The organism is Plantibacter sp. AC185, from assembly GCF_979258065.1.
The window spans coordinates 1,274,192-1,290,879 of the sequence record NZ_OZ409831.1; the positions used below are offsets into that span (position 1 = coordinate 1,274,192).

Here is a 16,688-nt window from a genome sequence, read left to right on the forward strand (position 1 = left end):
GTGAACGGCCGCGGTCGACGTGCCGGCAGGTACGATCGAGCGGTGGACACGACGGGGACCGAGACGACCGATCCCGTTCCGATCCCTCCCGACGACACCCTGCTCTCGGCGGTCGAGTCCGCCGCCGCCGTCGCCGGGTTCACGCTCGAGCCGGAGCAGCTGGAGGTGGCGAGGCGCCTGGCATCACTCCGGATCGCCGAGGATCGACCCGCGCACCTGTACCTGTGGGGTGCGGCCGGGCGGGGCAAGACCTGGCTCCTCGACGCGTTCTTCGCAGCGCTCCCGACGCATCGGAGGCGTCGCGTCCACTTCCACTCCTTCTTCCGCGGGCTGCACGCCGCGATCCACCGGGTCCGCACGGAGGCCGCCGACGCCGCTCGAGCGACGGGCGAGCCGGGCGCCGGGTCCCGCGCGGCGGCCGGAGCGGTGACGAACGCGGTCGAGCAAGCCGTCGACGAACTGCTCGACGAGGTGGACGTCGTGCTGTTCGACGAGTTCCAGGTGCACGATCCCGGCGACGGCGCGCTCATGATCCGGCTGCTCGACGCGCTCTTCGCCCGACAGGTGACCCTGTTGACGAGCTCGAACTCCGCGCCGCAGGATCTGCTGCCGGACCCGGGGTACCACCACATCTTCGAGCCCGGAATCGCCCTGATCGAGGCGAACATGCAGGTGCTCGAACTCGCCGGCTCGACCGACCACCGTCGCAGCTCCCCGGTCAGGCACCGCGACGGCTTCGCCCGTGGCAGCTGGTCCATCGCCGGCGAGTCCGCGGACGCCCACCTCGCGGTCCTCGGCCTCCACCGTCCGGGGCCAGGCGAGGCGACGGCGCTGACGATCAGTGGCCACACGTTCCAGGCAGCCGCCGCGCGCGACGGCGTCCTCTGGTTCGCCAGCGCCGAACTCATCGAGCGTCCGACCTCGGTCGGCGACTACCTCGCCTGGGCGGCGGACTACGACCGGTGGGTCCTCGACGCCCTGCCCGAGTCCCACGCCCTCACCCGGGAGGCGCGCGCCCGGTTCGTCCACCTCGTCGACGCCCTGTGCGATCTCGGCGTCGAACTCCACGTCGTGGCCACCACCGACCGGGACACCTTCATGACCGATCCCGCCCTCGGACCGGATGGGTTCGCCCGCGACGCGGTGAGGACGCGCAGCCGGCTCGCCCTCCTCCGCGAGATCCGCTGACGGCCGTCAGCTCCCGGCGAGCACGGCCCGCTCGACGGCGCGGTCCAGCCCGACGACGGGCCGGTCCGGACGCTGCGGCGCCACACCACCGAGAGCCTGCAGCCAACCCCAGGTGTCGGCGACGGTCTCGGCGAGCGGACGACGACGGAGACCCGCCGCGACCGCACGCGAGACGTCACCGTGATGCATCGCGTCGGCGTCCGGTCCGGTGGGGAGCCAGACGGGCAGTTGGGTCCAGGGCTGGATCCCGGCCGCGAGCACCCGCTCCTGATCCACCCAACGGAGGGTCGCAGCTGACCCGGTCGCGGCGACGCAGGCGTCGAGCAGCTCCCCCAACGTCGTCGCCCGCGGCTCGCTCACGACGTTGAACGCACCACTCGCGCCCGTCGAACCGGCCGTGAGGAGGAAGGCCGCGAGATCCCGCGCATCGATGTACTGGATGGGGTCGGAAGCGGCGCCGGGAGCGAGCACCTCGCCGCCCTCGGCGATCCGCGCCAGCCACCAGGGCAGTCGCCCGATGTTCTCGTGCGGGCCGAGGATGAGGCCGGCTCGCGCCAGGACCGCACGGTCGCCGAACGCCTGCACGGCGGCCAGCTCACCGCCGCGCTTGGCACGGGCGTAGTCAGCGAAGCCGTCGTCATGCGCCGACCCGTCGACGACCGGTGCATCCTCCGACGCGCCGGCGGGGAGCGGGTCGGCGTAAACCGAACGGCTCGAGACGTACACGTAGCTCCCGGCCCGGTCGGCCAGCAGCGCGGCCGCGTCACGCACGGCGACCGGAGCCCACGACCAGGTGTCGACGACGACGTCCCACGACCCGACCCGGAGCGCGTCGAGTCCACCGGGCATCGTCCGGTCGCCGTGCAGCACGGTGACCGCGTCCGACGGCGCGGCGCGGTTCGTGCCGCGGTGGAAGACGGTGACCTCCCAGCCGGCGGCGACCGCTTCGTCGACGACTGCTCGCCCGACGAACTCCGTCCCACCCAGGACCAACAGCCGTTTCGTGCTCATGCCTCCATCACAGCGCAGGAGGCGACGGCGCACCACCCCGGTTCGCTGGGAGCAGCGAGCAGCGCGCCGGAGCGGAGCGCCGTCAGCGGACTACTTGCGGCTGTGCTCCAGCGATCCGGCTCGCATGGCGGCCTCGTCGTTCAGGTCGACGCGGGAGGCCACGTAGTAGCTGCTCCACTTCGCCGCGTGGTACGCGGGGTTCATGACGAACCAGTATGCCCGGCGCTTCCAGCCGTACTCCTTGTCGCGGACGATCCGCTTCGCGTCGCGGATCGCACCGACGACGGTGTAGCCGATCTGACGCGACCGTCGGAGCCGCGCGATCGGTTTGCCGATACGGCGCAGCGCGGTCGTCTCGTCGAAGATGCGTTTGCGGTACTCGTCGAGGGTGAGGTCGTTGGAGTGGATGACCCAACCCCGCGGTGCGTAGGCCTTCCGCAGTCCGGCCGCGATGATGTCGGCACCGAACGCCATGTCCTCGGAGTACGGGAGGTCGCGGTAGGGGATGTCGCCCAGCAGGAGCTCGCGTCGCGTGGCCGAGTTGACGTCGGAGTAGAAGCCGAGGGCGTCGAGCAGCCCACCGTTCCCGTCGGCGAACCCGTCGTTCGCGAACACCGTCGTGCCGAAGTCCGGCCCGAAGTTGCGGAAGACGTCGTGGATCTCGTACTTCATCAGCGGGAAGCAGGTCGGTCGGGCGATCTGCTTGCCCATGACCGCGACGACGTCCATGCCGTCCGGGTCCAAGGGCGTGGTCAGCTCGTGCAACCAGCGGGAGTCGCCCGGGATCGCATCGTGCGTGAGGTAGGCGACGTACTTGCCCCTGGCGAGGCGCGCGGCGAGCTGGCGGGTCCGGCCGTGGCCGAACTCGCTGTTCGGGATGACGTGCAGCCGGACGTCGGGGTGGGCGGCGACGATGTCGAGCGTCCGGTCGGTGGAGCCGGAATCGATGACGAGGGTCTCGAACGTGCCGTCGTAGTCCTGGCCCTCGATCGCCGAGAGGATCTGTTCGAGGTACATCTCGCCGTTGTAGGTGGGGATGACGATCGTCGCGTCGAGCGTCGTCTCAGCTGGGGCTTCGAGGTCAGAGGTCACCGCACCAATGTACCCGGAACGTCAGCGCGGCAGCAGCAGTGGCACGAGGCCCGTGAGGTCCGCCCGCTGGCCGGACGCGTGCACCGTGCCGCCGGCCATCGCCGTGGTCCAGTCGATGCGGCCGGAAGCGAGGGCGAGCCAGGTCGGCGCGTCCATCTCGATCACGTTCGGTGGCGTGCCGCGGGTGTGGCGGGGGCCCTCGATGCACTGAACCGCACCGAACGGCGGCACCCGCACTTCGACGGTGTTGCCGGGTGCCCGCTCGACGAGGAGCTCCAACAGGTAGCGGACCGCGGTCGCCGTGTCCGTGCGCGACGCCGGTGCGTCCCCGAGTGCCTGCTCCAGGGCAGCGCGACCGACGGCGTCCGTGATCCTGGGTCTGGCCATGCATTCGAGGCTAGGCCATTGCGCCTTAAGCTAGACGGGTGAAGATCCTCGTCCTCGGTTCCGGTGCTCGCGAGCACGCCATCATCAAGGCTCTCCTCTCCGAAGAGGCCGGGCACCACATCATCGCCGCCCCCGGCAACGCGGGCATCGCGGGCGACGTGACCGTGGTCGGCATCGACCAGGAGAACCCCTCGATCGTGCGCGACTTCGCCCGGGACGAAGCGGTCGACCTCGTCGTCATCGGGCCTGAGGCCCCGCTCGTCGCCGGCGTGGCCGACAAGCTGCGCGCCGCCGGCATCCCGGTCTTCGGCCCCAACCGCTCGGCGGCCGCGCTCGAGGGCTCGAAGTCCTTCGCGAAGCGGATCATGGACGAAGCCGGCGTGCCCACCGGTCGCGCGGTCCGCGCCGAGGACCTCGACGCAGCGGTCGCCGCGCTCGACGACTTCGGTGCCCCGTACGTCGTCAAGGCCGACGGCCTCGCGGCGGGCAAGGGCGTCCTCGTCACCCACGACCGCGATGCGGCCATCCAGCACGCCACCAACTGGCTCGGCTACGGCGGCGTCCTCGTCGAGGAGTTCCTCGACGGCCAGGAGGTCTCCCTCTTCTTCATCACCGACGGCGAGACGGTGCTCCCGCTCTCCCCCGCACAGGACTACAAGCGACTGCTCGACGGCGACGCCGGCCCGAACACGGGCGGCATGGGCGCCTACTCCCCGCTGCCCTGGCTCGACAACCGCTTCGGCAGCGAGACGGCCTTCGTCGACGAGGTCCTCGAGACGGTCGCCGTCCCCGTCGTGCGACAGCTGGCGTCGGAGGGCAACCCGTTCCAGGGCCTCCTCTACGCCGGACTCATCCTCACCGAACGCGGGATCCGCGTGATCGAGTTCAACGCGCGCTTCGGCGACCCGGAGACGCAGGTCGTCCTCCCCCGGCTCGTCACCCCGCTGTCGGCGCTCCTGCTCGGCTCGGCCACCGGAACGCTCGGCGAGCAGCCGCGACCCGCGTTCGCCGATGCGAGCGCGGTGACCGTGGTGCTCGCGAGCCAGAACTACCCCGAGACGCCCGTCACCGGCCGGAGCATCACCGGCCTCGACGCCGCCGTCGCCGTCGAGGGGGTCCACCTCGTCCACGCCGCGACGGCCGACGTCGACGGTGGCCTGGTCGCCACCGGCGGCCGCGTCCTCAACGTCGTGGCCCTCGGATCCACGTTCCCGGAGGCACGCGGACGTGCGTACGAGGCGCTGTCGCGCATCGAACTCGAGGGCGGTCAGTACCGCACCGACATCGCCGCACGCGTCTCCTGATCGCGGCCCGGATGAGCGCAGCAGCGGGAACCGGGTCGTCGGCAGTCGTCAAGAGTCACGACGGCACCAGACTGCACGTGGACGTGATCGGCGACGACGCCCTGCCGCCGCTCGTCGTCCTCGCCGGCGGTCCGGCGCGTCACCCGGTCTACCTCGGTGATCTCGGCGGCCTGAGCACCAGGCGTCGCCTCATCGTGCTGCACCAGCGCGGGGTCGGACGGTCCGAGAGCGGATCGTCGACCGCTGCGGCGAGCTGGCCGGAACTCGCCGAGGACGTCGAGGCCGTGCGTCGCTGGTTGGACGTCGACCGTCTCGAACTCCTCGGGCACTCCGCCGGTACCCGCGTCGCCGTGAGCTACGCCGCACGCTACCCGCACCGGCTCGACCGCCTGTGCCTCATCACGCCACCCGCCACCTGGCTCGTCGACACGGACGACGACAGCGCGGAGATCATCGCCCGGCACGCGGCGGAGGACTGGTACCCCGGCTTCCTCGAGGCGCTGCCCGCGCTGCTCGCGGCGCCGGACTCCGCGTCGGGGAACCGCTTGTTCCCGGCGGTGGCGCCCATCGCCTGGGGCGAGTGGGACGACACCGCCCGCGAACACGAGCGTCTGGGCGCCTGGCACCCGGCCGCGCAGGACGCGTTCGTGCACACGCCCACGATCGACGAGGTCGAGGACATCCGCGACGCCCTGCGCACCGTGACGGCTCCCGTCCTCGTGGTCGCAGGCTCTGAGGACGGCCTGACGGGACTCGCGCCCGTCGTCGACCTCGCGAAGCGGTTCCCGCTCGGCCAGGCCATCGTGCTCGACGGGTGCGGACACTACCCCTGGGTGGAGCAGCCGCGATCCTTCGCCGCCGCCGTCCACGGCTTCTTCCCGATCGGCTGACCGGTGCGCAGCGTCGATCTGACGTTCGACGAGGCCCTCGAGGCCGCCGTCCGCGACCGCTGGCAAGCGCTCCTCGACCTCGGTATCAGTAGTCTCGCCACGCATCGCGGTGCGAGCAACCGTCCGCACGTCACGCTGTCGGCCGGCGAGGACCTCGAGCTCACCGGGCGGCCGGCCTTCGCGCCGTTCGCCGTCCGGCTCGGGGCTCCGCTGTTGTTCCCGCGTCGCTCGGGCGCCGTCCTCGCGCTCACGGTGATCCCCACGCACGAGCTGCTGGAGCTGCACGGACGTGTGGCCGGCGGCGTCACCGGTTCGTTCGAGCACACCCGGCCTGACGCCTGGACACCCCACGTCACACTCTCCCGACGCGTCGCCGGCGAACAGACCGTGGCGGCACTCGACGGGCTCCGGTCGCTCGGCGACCTCCCGTCCGGGCTCGTCACCGGGCTCCGGTTCTGGAACGGCGACACCAGGACGGTCACGGACCTCCTCGGCCCGTGACCGTCCCGTGCCGCCGTGTCGGTTGAGCCGCTACTCGGCTTCGGCCCGGGCGGTGGCGGCAGCTGCGGCGACCGCGGCGGCCTGTCCGTGCTGGGTCTCCGGGGTCGACCAGGCGGCCGCCTTCGGCTTCTGGAAGAACAGGACCACGACCGCGCCCACGAGCGCGAGGCCGGCCGGAAGGAGCAACGACTGGGCCATGGCGGTGGTGAACCCGGCGTGCAGGAACTCCGGCAGCTCACCACCCGTCACCTCGCTCACGCCGCCGGCAGCACCACCAGGTGCCGCGGGCAGCTCGGCCGCGAGGCGTCCCTGGATGAGCGCGGCGATGGCCGCGCTGCCGAGGACGGCTCCGATCTGACGCGTCGTGTTGAACACGCCTGAGCCGGCGCCGGCCTGGTGCTGCGGGAGGCCCCGAGTGGTGAGGTTGGAGACCGGGCCCCACATGAAGCCGTTGGCGAGGCCGAGGACGGCACTCGGGAGGAGCAGCATGAGGATCGGCTGCTCGGGCGTGAGCAGGATCGAGTACCAGCCGAGCGCGAGGGCCAGCAGGAGGAGCCCCGCGAGGGCGAACCACTTCGGGTTCACGCGGTCGATCGCCCGCCCGACCACGGGCGCGAGCCCGGCGGAGAGCACGGCCATCGGCACGAGCATGAGCGCGGACTGCGTCGGGGTCAAGCCGCGGACGGTCTGGTAGAAGAAGACGAGCGGCAGCGACATGCTCGTTATCGTGAACCCGATCGTCGAGATCGCGAGGTTGCCGACCGAGAAGTTGCGGTCGCGGAACAGCGCCAGCGGGAGCAGCGGCTCACCCTTCATGACGGCCTGCCACAGGACGAACAGGCCGAGGACGACGACACCGGCGATGATGAGACTCCACACGGTGATCGGACCGGTGATCGTGCCCCAGTCGTAGCTCTGGCCCTCCTGGATGCCGAACACGAGGAGGAACATCCCGAGCCCGCTCAGGACGACCCCGAGCACGTCGAACTTGTGCGGATGCGTGGCGAGCGCGGGGACGTTCCGCCAGACCATGATGAAGCCGATGACACCGACGGGCACGTTGATGAAGAAGATCCACTCCCACCCGAAGCCGTCGACGAGCACCCCACCGAGGATCGGGCCGACGAGTGTCGCGACACCAGCGGTCGCTCCCCAGAGGCCCATGGCCGCACCGCGGCGGTCCGGCGGGAAGATGCGGGTGATGACGGCCATCGTCTGCGGGGTCATGAGCGCGGCGCCGAGACCCTGCACGACGCGGGCGACGATGAGCATCTCGATGGAGCCCGACAGGCCGCACCAGAGTGAGGCGAGCGTGAAGACGACGAGGCCGATGAGGTAGAGGTTCTTCGGGCCGAAGCGGTCGCCGAGGCGGCCGGTGATGAGCAGCGGCACGGCGTAGGCGAGCAGGTAGGCGCTCGTCACCCAGATGACGTTGTTGATGCCGGTGTCGAGGCCGCGCATGATCGCGGGGTTGGCCACGGACACGATGGTCGTGTCGATGAGGATCATGAAGAATCCGATGACGAGCGACCAGAGCGCAGGCCAGGGGCGCACGGCCCCGGGCGTCGTGCCTGCGGCGCCCTGGGGCGGCGTGGACGGGGTGGTGGACATGAGGTCCCTTTCTGCATGGAGGACGATTCGCGTTCGGGACGCGAGGCTGAGCGGGAACGCGACCGGACGGGTCGTCGGTCCCGAAGGATCAGGTGGAGGGTGTCGTCCGAGTGGACACCGGCGGGGTCGCCGCCTGCTCGTGGAGTGGCGCACGGGTCCCCGGCACGTGCCAGGCGAGTGCACCGTCGGCGATCTCGGCGAGGAGCGATTCGAGGTGGGAGATCTCGGCGCGCAGCATGGCGGCCGAGTAGGGGACGTTGATCCAGTACACGCGCGGGATCCCTCGCTCGCGCGCCCACGTCATGCGGCGATCGAGGTCGGCGAGCTCGGCCTGTTGCCGGAGGATACGGGTCTCGAGCAGCATCCGCACCTCCTCGGCGCCCAGCTCGTGCGCCTCGGACAGCGCGAGCCCGAGCTCCGGGTACTCGTTCGTGGGGGTGCTGAGCAGCTCGCGCAACCGCTCCCCCAGCAGGTGCCGGCCGAGGTCGGTGATCTCGAAGGTGGTGCGCTCGGGCCGGGCTCCCTCGCGGTCGGTCCCGGAGGCGAGCACGAGGCCGTCGGCCTCGAGTCCGTAGACGGCGCGGTAGAGCGAGCCGGGGCTCACCTTGACGACCCGGTCCTCCTGACGATGGAGCGCGAGTTGGTACATCTCGTAGGGGTGCATGGGGCGCTCGGCCAGGTATCCGAGCGCGGCGACGGCGAGCAGGCCGAGCGGCTTGATCTTGCCCATGACCCTCCCATCACTCCACGCGAACTATTCCACGTGGAATATACGCGTACCGCCCCGAGGTCGCAAGCCCCGGCGACCGACCCGGCCACCGCCGATGCACGATAATGAACGAGTGAGCGCACCCTCGGAGACCAACGCCTGGAACCACGTCTACTCGGGCAAGGTCCGCGACCTGTACGAGCCGGCCGCCGGGCCCGACGACCTGTTGCTCGTCGTCGCGAGCGACCGGGTGAGCGCGTTCGACCACGTGCTCGAGCCGGGCATCCCCGGCAAGGGCGATCTCCTCACCAGCCTGAGCCTCTGGTGGTTCGACCAGCTCCGCGACGTGCCGAACCACCTCGTGCCCGATCACGAGCTCGACGCCGCGGGCGTCGCGGTGTCCAGCATCCCGGTGGAGTTCGCCGGTCGCGCGATGCTCGTCCGGAAGCTCGACATGTTCCCCGTCGAGTGCGTCGTCCGCGGCTACCTCACCGGCTCCGGCTGGAAGGAGTACGTCGCGAACCGCACCGTCTGCGGCATCCCGCTGCCCGACGGCCTGCGCGACGGCGATCGTCTGCCCGAGCCGCTGTTCACCCCCGCGTACAAGGCGCCGCTCGGCGAGCACGACGAGAACATCTCGTTCTCCCGCATGATCGAGCTCATCGGCGAGGACGACGCAGTCGCACTGAAGGACCTGTCACTCGGCATCTACGAGACGGCATCACTCACGGCGGAGCGCCACGGGGTCATCCTCGCCGACACGAAGTTCGAGTTCGGCCGCAACCCCTCGACCGGTGTCATCACGCTCGGCGACGAAGTGCTCACCTCCGACTCCAGCCGGTACTGGGACCGCGACGTTTACCTGACGAGCGACGACCCCACCGCACGGATGGCGAGCTTCGACAAGCAGATCGTCCGCAACTGGCTGGCCCACAACTGGGACCAGGACGACGCCTCGACACCCACACCACCGACGCTGCCTGCCGAGATCGTCACGCAGACGGCCGCTCGCTACCGCGAACTCCTCGAGCGCCTCACCGGCACCGGTCGCTGACCGAGGTGCCGGTCAGCTCGTCTTCCGACGGGCACGAAGCCGAGCACTGTCGGCCAGGATGGCCTGCGCATCGGGCAGCGGCCCCTCCGGCACGATGACACCCATGAGCGTGGCCGTCTTCTCGAGTGCGTCGCGTGCATCGTCTGCCGCGAGCCGCGCCTCGACCAGATCGCACTGAGCGTCACTGCCCACCTCGCCGAGGGCTGCGCTGCGTTCCACCAGCTCACGCTGCAGCCGCTCCGCGGTGGCGTACATGCGCGTGAGCGTCCAGAGCGAGGTCCACGGGAGGTCGTCGCTCAGCCCGATGAGGTGGTCGTTGAGCGGGTCGATCCACCGCGACGGCTGGTGCCCGCCGTCCAGGCGACGACGACGGTTGCGTCGTTCGGCCGACACGAGCAGGAAGACGGCGACGAGGATCGCACCGAGCAAGGCGCCGACGACGTCGAGTCCGGGCGCCCAATCCGGGTCGAAGCCGGGGAGCGACACGGACGAGCGTTCGTCGTGGACGATCGACCACTCGACGAGTACGCCCACCGTCGCGCCGATGACGAAGCCCGCGAGCAGGAGGAAGGCACCGAGCAGGAGCGTGATCCTCCGCCGCAGCTGGTGGCCGCGCTGCTGATCCTCGGTGAGCTCACCTCGTTCCGCGAACGGATCCACGACCATGAGGCGACCACCGACACGGACCACACCAGGGTGGCGAGTCGTGACCGTCATGGCCCGAGGATACCCCACAAGGTGGGTCATGCGGCAGGATTCACGAGTCGAGATCGGCGGAAATCCGCGGTGGATCGGCCGTCGTGACCCCCGGAATGGGGGCGCTCGAAGGGGTCACGCCGCCCCAGGGAGCCGTCGCCGAGCCGTCGACGGAACCCAGCCAGGCTCACCGGACGATCTGCGCCAGGTCGAAGCGCACCCCGTGGTCCGTTCAGGGCCGGACACCGACGCGCGGGAAGGCGCCCGATGCAGCTGCGACGAGCGCCTCGTCGACGTCCTGCAAGGGGAACTCCGGACCCACGAGTTCGGCGAACGGATACCGACGCCACGCACCGGTCAGGAAGTCGACCGCGCGTGCCAGATCCCGCGGTCGGTAGTTGTGTGCGCCACGCACCGTGAGGAGGCGTCGGACGATGCGTTCGGCGTCGATGCCGAGCGGCGCACCGGGCGACACGCTGCCGACGAGGACCGCCGTCCCGCCGATCGACAGCGACGCGATGGCGGCGTCGACGGCACGGGCGTCGCCGGACATCTCGATGGCCACCGGGAAGCCCTCCACGCCCGCCGCCAGGTGCGCGGCGTCGAGGTGCTCGGCGGCACCGATCGTGGGGTCGACCGTCGCGATGGCGCCGAAGCGACCGGCGAGCAGCCGGCGGGCTGGGTCCGGATCGCTCACGACGACGCGCGCGCCGGCGTCGGTCGCGATGGCCGCGACCGTCAGCCCGAGCATCCCGGCGCCGGTCACGAGCACCGCCGTGCCGGGCAGGTCGTGCCCGGCCGCATCCAGTGCGGCGATCGCGGTGGCCGTCGCGCAGGACGCCGGCGCGAAGACGGCGGCGGGCGGCGTCTCCCCCACGATGACGATGGCCGTGCCCTCGAGGAGTTCGACGTGGGTCGCGAACCCACCGCTCAACTCCCACCCGCGGTGCACCCGGTCGTGACCGTACTTCGCGAGCCGGCGGCACTTCTGCTCCAGGCCGGCGGAGCAGCGGTCGCAGACGCCGCAGCTCACGACGACCGACCACACGACCCGCATCCCCGCGACGAGGACGGTCCCGTCCACCGCCGTGACCGGTCCCCCGACCGCCACGACGCGTCCCACCTGTTCGTGCCCGAGGACGAGCGGTGTGGCGGCGTCACGGTGCCCGAGGACGGTGTGCACGTCGGAGCCGCACACGGTCGCCAGTTCCACCTCGACGAGGACGTCCCCCGGCCCGAGCGTCACCCCGGGCACCGCCATCGCCTGGTGCGGGTGCCCCGGCCCCTGCCAGACCATCGCGATCGGCGACGGTCTGATGAAGACGTCGTTGCCCTCGTGCGCGGTGAGCGTCGTGTGCATGGTTCCCCCGGTCGGTCGTTCAGTCGAGACCGAGCAGCGCGGGCAACTCGGCGATGCTCGTGATGATCTCGTCGGCGCCCGCCTCGAGCAGCGTCTCCTCGTCGTGCGCTCCGGTGAGCACCCCGACGACGAGCCCGGCGCCGGCATTCACCCCGGACAGCATGTCGCTGGCCGTGTCGCCGACGACGACCATGGTGTCGACGGCGCTCGCACCGAACCGGAGGAGCGCCGTCAGCGGCAGGTCCGGCGCTGGACGCCCTCGACCGGCGTCGGCGGGCGACAGGGCGTCGTCGGCGAGTTCGGACCACCCGAGGCTCGCGAGGAGCGCGTCGCGCGTGGCGGGGGCGAACCCGGTGGTGAACACGACACCCACGCCGAGCTCGCGGAGCCGCTGCACCGTGTCCTCGGCTCCGGGGATCGCCTCGACGCGACCCTCGCCGACGAGGCGCTCGTAGGCCTCTTCGAAGGTGGCGTTGCCGGAAGCGGCTCGAGCCTCGTCGCCGTCGGTCAGCATGAGGAACACGTCGAGCTTCGACTGGCCCATCGTGTCGCGGACGAGCTCGATGGCCGCGTCGAGCGCGTCCTCGCTGTCGATGCCGATCGTCTCGGCGGCGACGCGGAAGGCGTCTTCGACGACGCCGTCGTCCGAGACCGTCGTCCCGGCGAGGTCGAGGACCACCAGTTCGAGCAGGAGGTCGTCCTCGTGCGCGTCGTCGAACCCGTCCTCCAGCTCGTCGAGGTCGTCGAGGTCGGTCTCCACGTCGTCGTTGAGGTCGGGCGCCGCGGTGCTGTCCTGCTGGGGTCGATCGATGCTGGTCACGAGAGGCCTTTCTGAAGGTGGGCTGATGCGGCACGGATGCTGGTCGGCTGCGCCGGCGAGAAGGTCGGGCCGAGGTGCTCGGCGACGGCCAGCTCGCCGAGTGCGGGTCCGGTGGTCATCCCGATGCCCGTCGTCGCGGCGACCACACGGACGCCCGGGGTCGGTTCGTCGATGAGCAACTCCTCCGGGGCGGTGGCGTAGACGCCCTGCCAGCGTTCGAGGACGTCGAGCCTCGTCCCGAACAGCGCGCTTCCTGCCCGCAGGAGTTCGTCGAAGGCGTGCTCGGACTGGAACGGGGAGACCGCCTCGCCGCGGCTGTGGGTGTCGCCGAGGATGATCGAGCCGTCCGGCAACTGGGTCGCCATGAGGTTGACGTCGAGCGAGGCGAGCCCGGGGTGATCCTGCTGCAGTCGCTCCCGGAGGGCCGGGATGGCGGGCGAGTCGGCGAATCCCGCGTAGCGCAGGAGTGACCATCCGGTCAGGAGTGGCGCCGGCATCGGCTTCGGCAGCTCGGCGCGCACCCGGACCATGTCGAGCGCGCATCGACGGACGACCGCCCGCTCGGCCAGCTCGGGGAGGAGGGTGTCGATGTCGTGGTTCACCGCGACCACGGTGAGGCCTGCGGCGATGACGCCGCGGCTGGTGTCGACGAAGCCGGAGCGCAGTCCCGTCACGGTCGTCCGGCGTCGGAACTCGACACCGCGGCGTTCCAGGTACGCCGTGACGGCGCCCAGGGCCTGACGCGGGTTCACCTGGAGGTCGCGTGGCAGCCAGGCGCCGCCCACCACGTCGGCGGCGCTGACCGGCACCTGCTGCAGGAACTCGGCCGCGTCGTACAGGCGGACGTCGGCCGCGGCTCCCGCCTGGGCACGGGACGCCGCGAAGTCCTCGAGGACGCGCAACTCGTCGAGGTGCCGGGCGACCACGTGCGTGCCCGAGCGCCGGACCCACAATCCCGCGTCCTGCTCGAGTCGCTGCCAGATCTCGGCCGAACGCGCGGCGAGGCGAGCTGCGAGCCCGGCCTGCGGCGTCGCGGCCAGATGGCCGAAGTTGCGGACCGACGCACCCTGGGCTTCGGCCGAGCGTTCGACGACCACGACCTCGGCACCGGCGTCCACGGCGGCGAGCGCCGCCGACAGCCCGACGATGCCGGCTCCGACGATCACGACGTCCGCGCGATCAGCCGAGGCACCGAGCGAGCCGACACCGAGGCCGACCCGCGCCGCCGACACCCCGCCGCTCATCCGTCGTCCGTTCACGAGAACACCCTCCGCATCCACATGGCGATGCCCTCGACGACGAGGACGACCGCGAGGATCATCAGCACGATGGCCGTGACCTGGTCGTAGTTCCCGCCCTGGTCCGCCTGGATCAGGTAGTAGCCGATGCCGCCTCCGCCGACGATGCCGAGCATGGTCGCGGCGCGGATGTTCGTGTCGAGCGTGTAGAAGGTGTGCCCGACCAGTGCGCGGGCACCCTGCGGGAGCGTCGCGGCGGCGTAGACCTGCGGTCGCGTCGCACCGACGGCGGTCAGCGCGCGTTCCGGTCCGGGCGCGACCTCCTCGAAGGAGTCCGCGATGAGCTTGCCGAGGAGGCCGATCCCGCAGATGCCGAGCGCGAGCGTCCCCGCCTGGGCACCGAGCCCGGTGACGACGATGAGGAGGATCGCGAGGATGAGCTCCGGGATGCCGCGGATGCCGACGAGCGCGAACCGGGCGCCGGTGCGGACACCGCGGTTCGGGGCGACGTTCCGAGCGGCGAGGGACCCGATGACGATCGAGCAGACGAGGGCGATGAGGGTCGCCGCGAAGGCGATTGCGACGGTCTCGAACATCGCCTCGACCATCTGCTCCGTCGTGCGCATGCCGAACGACGGCGGCCAGAGTCGGACGAGGACGTCGGGGGCCTTCGCCCAGAACGTCACGAGGTCGCCCCATTGGATGTCGGACACGACGACGCCCCAGACCACGACCGCCACGGCGAGCCAGGCACCGACGGTGTCGCGGACGCGGGCTGGCGTCCAGGGGCGCTTCGCTGCAGCGGCGATCCGGGATTCGGCGCTCGGAGTGGCGGCCGTCCGGCTGCTCCCGCTCGCCACGCGACGTGCCTCCCGGCCCGCGGCCACCCGACGCACGACGCGGTCACCGAGTCCGCGTCCGGTCGGCTGCACCCCGAGCATCACGGTCCGCACGGTGCTCGACACGATCTCCATGACGACGCACAGCGCGAAGATGACGATCGCGAGTCCGATGCCGAGCGAGTAGTCGAGCGATTTGAACGCGAGCGACAGTTCACGGCCGAGGCCGAGGACGCCGACGTAGCCGAGGAGGACCGAACCGCGCAGGTTGATGTCGCCGCGGTGGAGGACCGTTGCCACCCAGGACGGCAGGACCTGCGGCAGGACACCCGAGGTGAACTCCTGCAGCTTCGAGCCGCCGGCCGCCCGGATCGCGAGTCGCGGCCCCTCGTCGACCTGCTCGATCGCGTCGGCGAAGAGCTTCGAGATCATGCCGACGGAGTGCAGCCCGATCGCGATGATGCCGGGCAGCGAGCCGAGCGAGAACATGAGCACGAGGATCATCGCGATGACGACGTCCGGCACGGCACGGCTGAGCACGCCGACGAACCGACCGACCGCGCGCCACGCCGGCCCTGGGGTCGTGTTGGTGGCCGCGAGGTACGCGACCGGGATCGACAGCACCGCAGCGAGGACGGTGCCGGAGATGACGATCCCCAGGGTCAGGGCGGTGAGCGACAGCAGTTCCCCGGGCGGCGGGAACGTGATCGTGCCCACCCGGTTGAAGAAGTTGACCGCGTTGCCCCAGCTCGCCACCATGTTCGGGATCGAGATCCCGACCTCGAGGAGCGAGTAGACCGAGAACGCGAGCAGCGCGACGAGCGTGAGCACGGCGGCGATCGTCTGCGGGCGGAGCCGACCGACCGGGACGGGTCCGGAGAGTTTTGGTGGGCGGCCGGCGGGCGGTGCCGTCTTCGCGGGCGCGGTGACGACCATCAGCGGGTCCTGCCAGGTCGACGGAGCTCGTCGGGCTCGCGGCCGTCGACATCGGCGTCGAACTCCCACTCCGGGTCGTCGGGCAGTTCGTCCTCGCCCACGCGCTCCTCGACGCCGAGCAGGCCGCGGAGGTCGTCGTCGGGGTCGCCGAGCAGCTCATCGGTCTCCAACTCAACCGCGATCGCCTGCAGCTCACGGGTGCTCGTCGCGACCCGGCCGTAGATCTCCATCACCTCGGTCTTCGACAGGCCGTCGGTCGTGGTGTCGAGGACCACCTCGCCGTGACGGAGACCGACGATGCGGTCGCCCCAGGAGAGCGCGAGGTCGACCTGGTGCAGGCTGCACACGACGGTGAGTCCGCGGTCGATCGCGATCTCGCGGATGAGGGCCATCACCTGCTCACTCGACTCCGGGTCGAGGGAGGCGACGGGCTCGTCGGCGAGGAGGATCTCGGGGTCCTGCATGAGCGCTCTGGCGATGGCGACGCGCTGCTGCTGTCCGCCGGAGAGGGTGTCGGCGCGCTGGTACGCACGCTCGAGGAGCCCGACGCGGTCGAGGTGACCGAGCGCCTTCAACTTCAGGGTGCGGCCGTAGCCGAGGATGCCGAGACGCGGCCCGCGGACGCCCGCCAGCGAACCGGTCAGGACGTTCTCGAGGACGGTGAGCGACGGGACCAGCTCGAACTGCTGGAAGACGAACCCGACGCGGGCGCGGAGCCGGCGTAGGGCGCGCTGTCCGAGGGCCGGCACCTCGTCGCCGAGGACCGAGACCGACCCGGCGGTGGGCCGCTCGAGACCGTCCAGGTGACGGAGGAGCGTCGATTTGCCGGAGCCCGACAGACCGAGCAGGACGACGATCTCACCGCGACGGATGTCGAGGTCGACGCGCTGCAGGGCGACCGTCCGGTCGAAGCGCTTCGTGACCCCGCGGAGACGCACGAGCGGTTCCGCTTGGTCGGATGCGGTGTGACGCGCCTGCTGCTCGGTGACGCTCATGGCTGCTGCCTCTCGTGAGGTTGGTGGTGGTGCGGATGTCGCGCCTCGACAGGCTCG

16 protein-coding genes are annotated in these 16,688 nt (G+C 71.1%); 5 read left to right on the forward strand and 11 right to left on the reverse strand.

Annotated features, from left to right (window positions below; all coding sequences use genetic code 11):
* Positions 1 to 42 precede the first annotated feature (42 nt).
* Entirely contained in the window at positions 43 to 1,188 is a 1,146-nt protein-coding gene (gene zapE / locus ACZZZB_RS06030; protein ID WP_192018766.1) for an AFG1/ZapE family ATPase, read from the forward strand.
* Positions 1,189 to 1,194: 6 nt separating this feature from the next.
* Here zapE and ACZZZB_RS06035 read toward each other — a convergent pair whose 3' ends face one another.
* From ACZZZB_RS06035 to ACZZZB_RS06045, 3 genes are all read right to left on the reverse strand, one after another.
* Positions 1,195 to 2,199: an NAD-dependent epimerase/dehydratase family protein gene (locus ACZZZB_RS06035; protein ID WP_137242320.1), complete on the reverse strand. Its 1,005-nt coding sequence runs from the start codon at positions 2,197 to 2,199 to the stop codon at positions 1,195 to 1,197.
* A gap of 90 nt (positions 2,200 to 2,289) precedes the next feature.
* Positions 2,290 to 3,291, reverse strand: a complete 1,002-nt coding sequence (locus ACZZZB_RS06040) for a glycosyltransferase family 2 protein (RefSeq protein WP_229940067.1) — start codon at positions 3,289 to 3,291, stop codon at positions 2,290 to 2,292.
* Positions 3,292 to 3,312: 21 nt separating this feature from the next.
* Positions 3,313 to 3,678 carry a sterol carrier family protein gene (locus tag ACZZZB_RS06045; protein WP_064294203.1) on the reverse strand — a complete coding sequence of 122 codons (366 nt, stop codon included), beginning with the start codon at positions 3,676 to 3,678 and terminating at the stop codon, positions 3,313 to 3,315.
* Positions 3,679 to 3,716: 38 nt separating this feature from the next.
* Here ACZZZB_RS06045 and purD point away from each other — a divergent pair, with 38 nt between their 5' ends.
* Genes purD through ACZZZB_RS06060 form a run of 3 tightly spaced genes read left to right on the forward strand, consistent with a single transcriptional unit; the run spans position 3,717 to position 6,373 of the window.
* Positions 3,717 to 4,982, forward strand: coding sequence for a phosphoribosylamine--glycine ligase (gene purD / locus ACZZZB_RS06050; RefSeq protein ID WP_192018767.1), 1,266 nt, complete (start codon positions 3,717 to 3,719; stop codon positions 4,980 to 4,982).
* An 11-nt stretch (positions 4,983 to 4,993) separates the two neighbouring features.
* Complete coding sequence (locus tag ACZZZB_RS06055; protein ID WP_192018768.1) at positions 4,994 to 5,872, forward strand: alpha/beta fold hydrolase; 879 nt, start codon at positions 4,994 to 4,996, stop codon at positions 5,870 to 5,872.
* A 3-nt stretch (positions 5,873 to 5,875) separates the two neighbouring features.
* The gene (locus ACZZZB_RS06060; protein WP_463529194.1) at positions 5,876 to 6,373 is read left to right on the forward strand and encodes a 2'-5' RNA ligase family protein; all 498 of its coding nucleotides are present in this window, start codon (positions 5,876 to 5,878) and stop codon (positions 6,371 to 6,373) included.
* A 30-nt stretch (positions 6,374 to 6,403) separates the two neighbouring features.
* Here ACZZZB_RS06060 and ACZZZB_RS06065 read toward each other — a convergent pair whose 3' ends face one another.
* The gene (locus ACZZZB_RS06065; RefSeq protein ID WP_192018769.1) at positions 6,404 to 7,984 is read right to left on the reverse strand and encodes a DHA2 family efflux MFS transporter permease subunit; all 1,581 of its coding nucleotides are present in this window, start codon (positions 7,982 to 7,984) and stop codon (positions 6,404 to 6,406) included.
* A gap of 88 nt (positions 7,985 to 8,072) precedes the next feature.
* Positions 8,073 to 8,714 (reverse strand): PadR family transcriptional regulator, encoded by a 642-nt coding sequence (locus tag ACZZZB_RS06070; protein WP_192018770.1) that lies wholly within the window; start codon positions 8,712 to 8,714, stop codon positions 8,073 to 8,075.
* Positions 8,715 to 8,808: 94 nt separating this feature from the next.
* Between ACZZZB_RS06070 and ACZZZB_RS06075 the strand changes: the two genes are divergently transcribed.
* A complete protein-coding gene (locus ACZZZB_RS06075) occupies positions 8,809 to 9,747 on the forward strand; it encodes a phosphoribosylaminoimidazolesuccinocarboxamide synthase (RefSeq protein ID WP_192018771.1) in 939 nt (312 codons plus the stop codon).
* 12 nt (positions 9,748 to 9,759) lie between these two features.
* Here the strand turns inward: ACZZZB_RS06075 and ACZZZB_RS06080 are convergent, their stop codons facing one another.
* The 6 genes from ACZZZB_RS06080 to phnC all read right to left on the reverse strand — a co-directional run bounded on the left by ACZZZB_RS06080 (position 9,760) and on the right by phnC (position 16,631).
* Complete coding sequence (locus tag ACZZZB_RS06080; RefSeq protein WP_192018772.1) at positions 9,760 to 10,464, reverse strand: hypothetical protein; 705 nt, start codon at positions 10,462 to 10,464, stop codon at positions 9,760 to 9,762.
* Between the two features lie 211 nt (positions 10,465 to 10,675).
* Positions 10,676 to 11,803 carry a zinc-binding dehydrogenase gene (locus tag ACZZZB_RS06085; protein WP_124768656.1) on the reverse strand — a complete coding sequence of 376 codons (1,128 nt, stop codon included), beginning with the start codon at positions 11,801 to 11,803 and terminating at the stop codon, positions 10,676 to 10,678.
* Positions 11,804 to 11,822: 19 nt separating this feature from the next.
* The gene (locus ACZZZB_RS06090; protein ID WP_371742750.1) at positions 11,823 to 12,623 is read right to left on the reverse strand and encodes an HAD family hydrolase; all 801 of its coding nucleotides are present in this window, start codon (positions 12,621 to 12,623) and stop codon (positions 11,823 to 11,825) included.
* On the reverse strand, positions 12,620 to 13,882 hold the full coding sequence (locus ACZZZB_RS06095; RefSeq protein ID WP_229940063.1) for a TIGR03364 family FAD-dependent oxidoreductase: 1,263 nt from the start codon (positions 13,880 to 13,882) through the stop codon (positions 12,620 to 12,622). Before ACZZZB_RS06095 ends, ACZZZB_RS06090 begins: the two co-directional genes overlap by 4 nt.
* Entirely contained in the window at positions 13,879 to 15,636 is a 1,758-nt protein-coding gene (gene phnE, locus ACZZZB_RS06100) for a phosphonate ABC transporter, permease protein PhnE (protein ID WP_463529195.1), read from the reverse strand. The genes ACZZZB_RS06095 and phnE overlap by 4 nt, the downstream gene beginning before the upstream one ends.
* Complete coding sequence (gene phnC / locus ACZZZB_RS06105) at positions 15,636 to 16,631, reverse strand: phosphonate ABC transporter ATP-binding protein (protein ID WP_086474635.1); 996 nt, start codon at positions 16,629 to 16,631, stop codon at positions 15,636 to 15,638. Before phnC ends, phnE begins: the two co-directional genes overlap by 1 nt.
* Positions 16,632 to 16,688 lie beyond the last annotated feature (57 nt).

Coding starts and splice junctions, on each gene's coding strand:
- ACZZZB_RS06035 (WP_137242320.1), bottom strand. CDS start 2,199: ATGAGCACGAAACGGCTGTTGGTCCTGGGTGGGACGGAGTTCGTCGGG.
- ACZZZB_RS06045 (WP_064294203.1), bottom strand. CDS start 3,678: ATGGCCAGACCCAGGATCACGGACGCCGTCGGTCGCGCTGCCCTGGAG.
- ACZZZB_RS06055 (WP_192018768.1), top strand. CDS start 4,994: ATGAGCGCAGCAGCGGGAACCGGGTCGTCGGCAGTCGTCAAGAGTCAC.
- ACZZZB_RS06065 (WP_192018769.1), bottom strand. CDS start 7,984: ATGTCCACCACCCCGTCCACGCCGCCCCAGGGCGCCGCAGGCACGACG.
- ACZZZB_RS06070 (WP_192018770.1), bottom strand. CDS start 8,714: ATGGGCAAGATCAAGCCGCTCGGCCTGCTCGCCGTCGCCGCGCTCGGA.
- ACZZZB_RS06075 (WP_192018771.1), top strand. CDS start 8,809: ATGCACGATAATGAACGAGTGAGCGCACCCTCGGAGACCAACGCCTGG.
- ACZZZB_RS06080 (WP_192018772.1), bottom strand. CDS start 10,464: ATGACGGTCACGACTCGCCACCCTGGTGTGGTCCGTGTCGGTGGTCGC.
- ACZZZB_RS06085 (WP_124768656.1), bottom strand. CDS start 11,803: ATGCACACGACGCTCACCGCGCACGAGGGCAACGACGTCTTCATCAGA.
- phnE (WP_463529195.1), bottom strand. CDS start 15,636: ATGGTCGTCACCGCGCCCGCGAAGACGGCACCGCCCGCCGGCCGCCCA.
- phnC (WP_086474635.1), bottom strand. CDS start 16,631: ATGAGCGTCACCGAGCAGCAGGCGCGTCACACCGCATCCGACCAAGCG.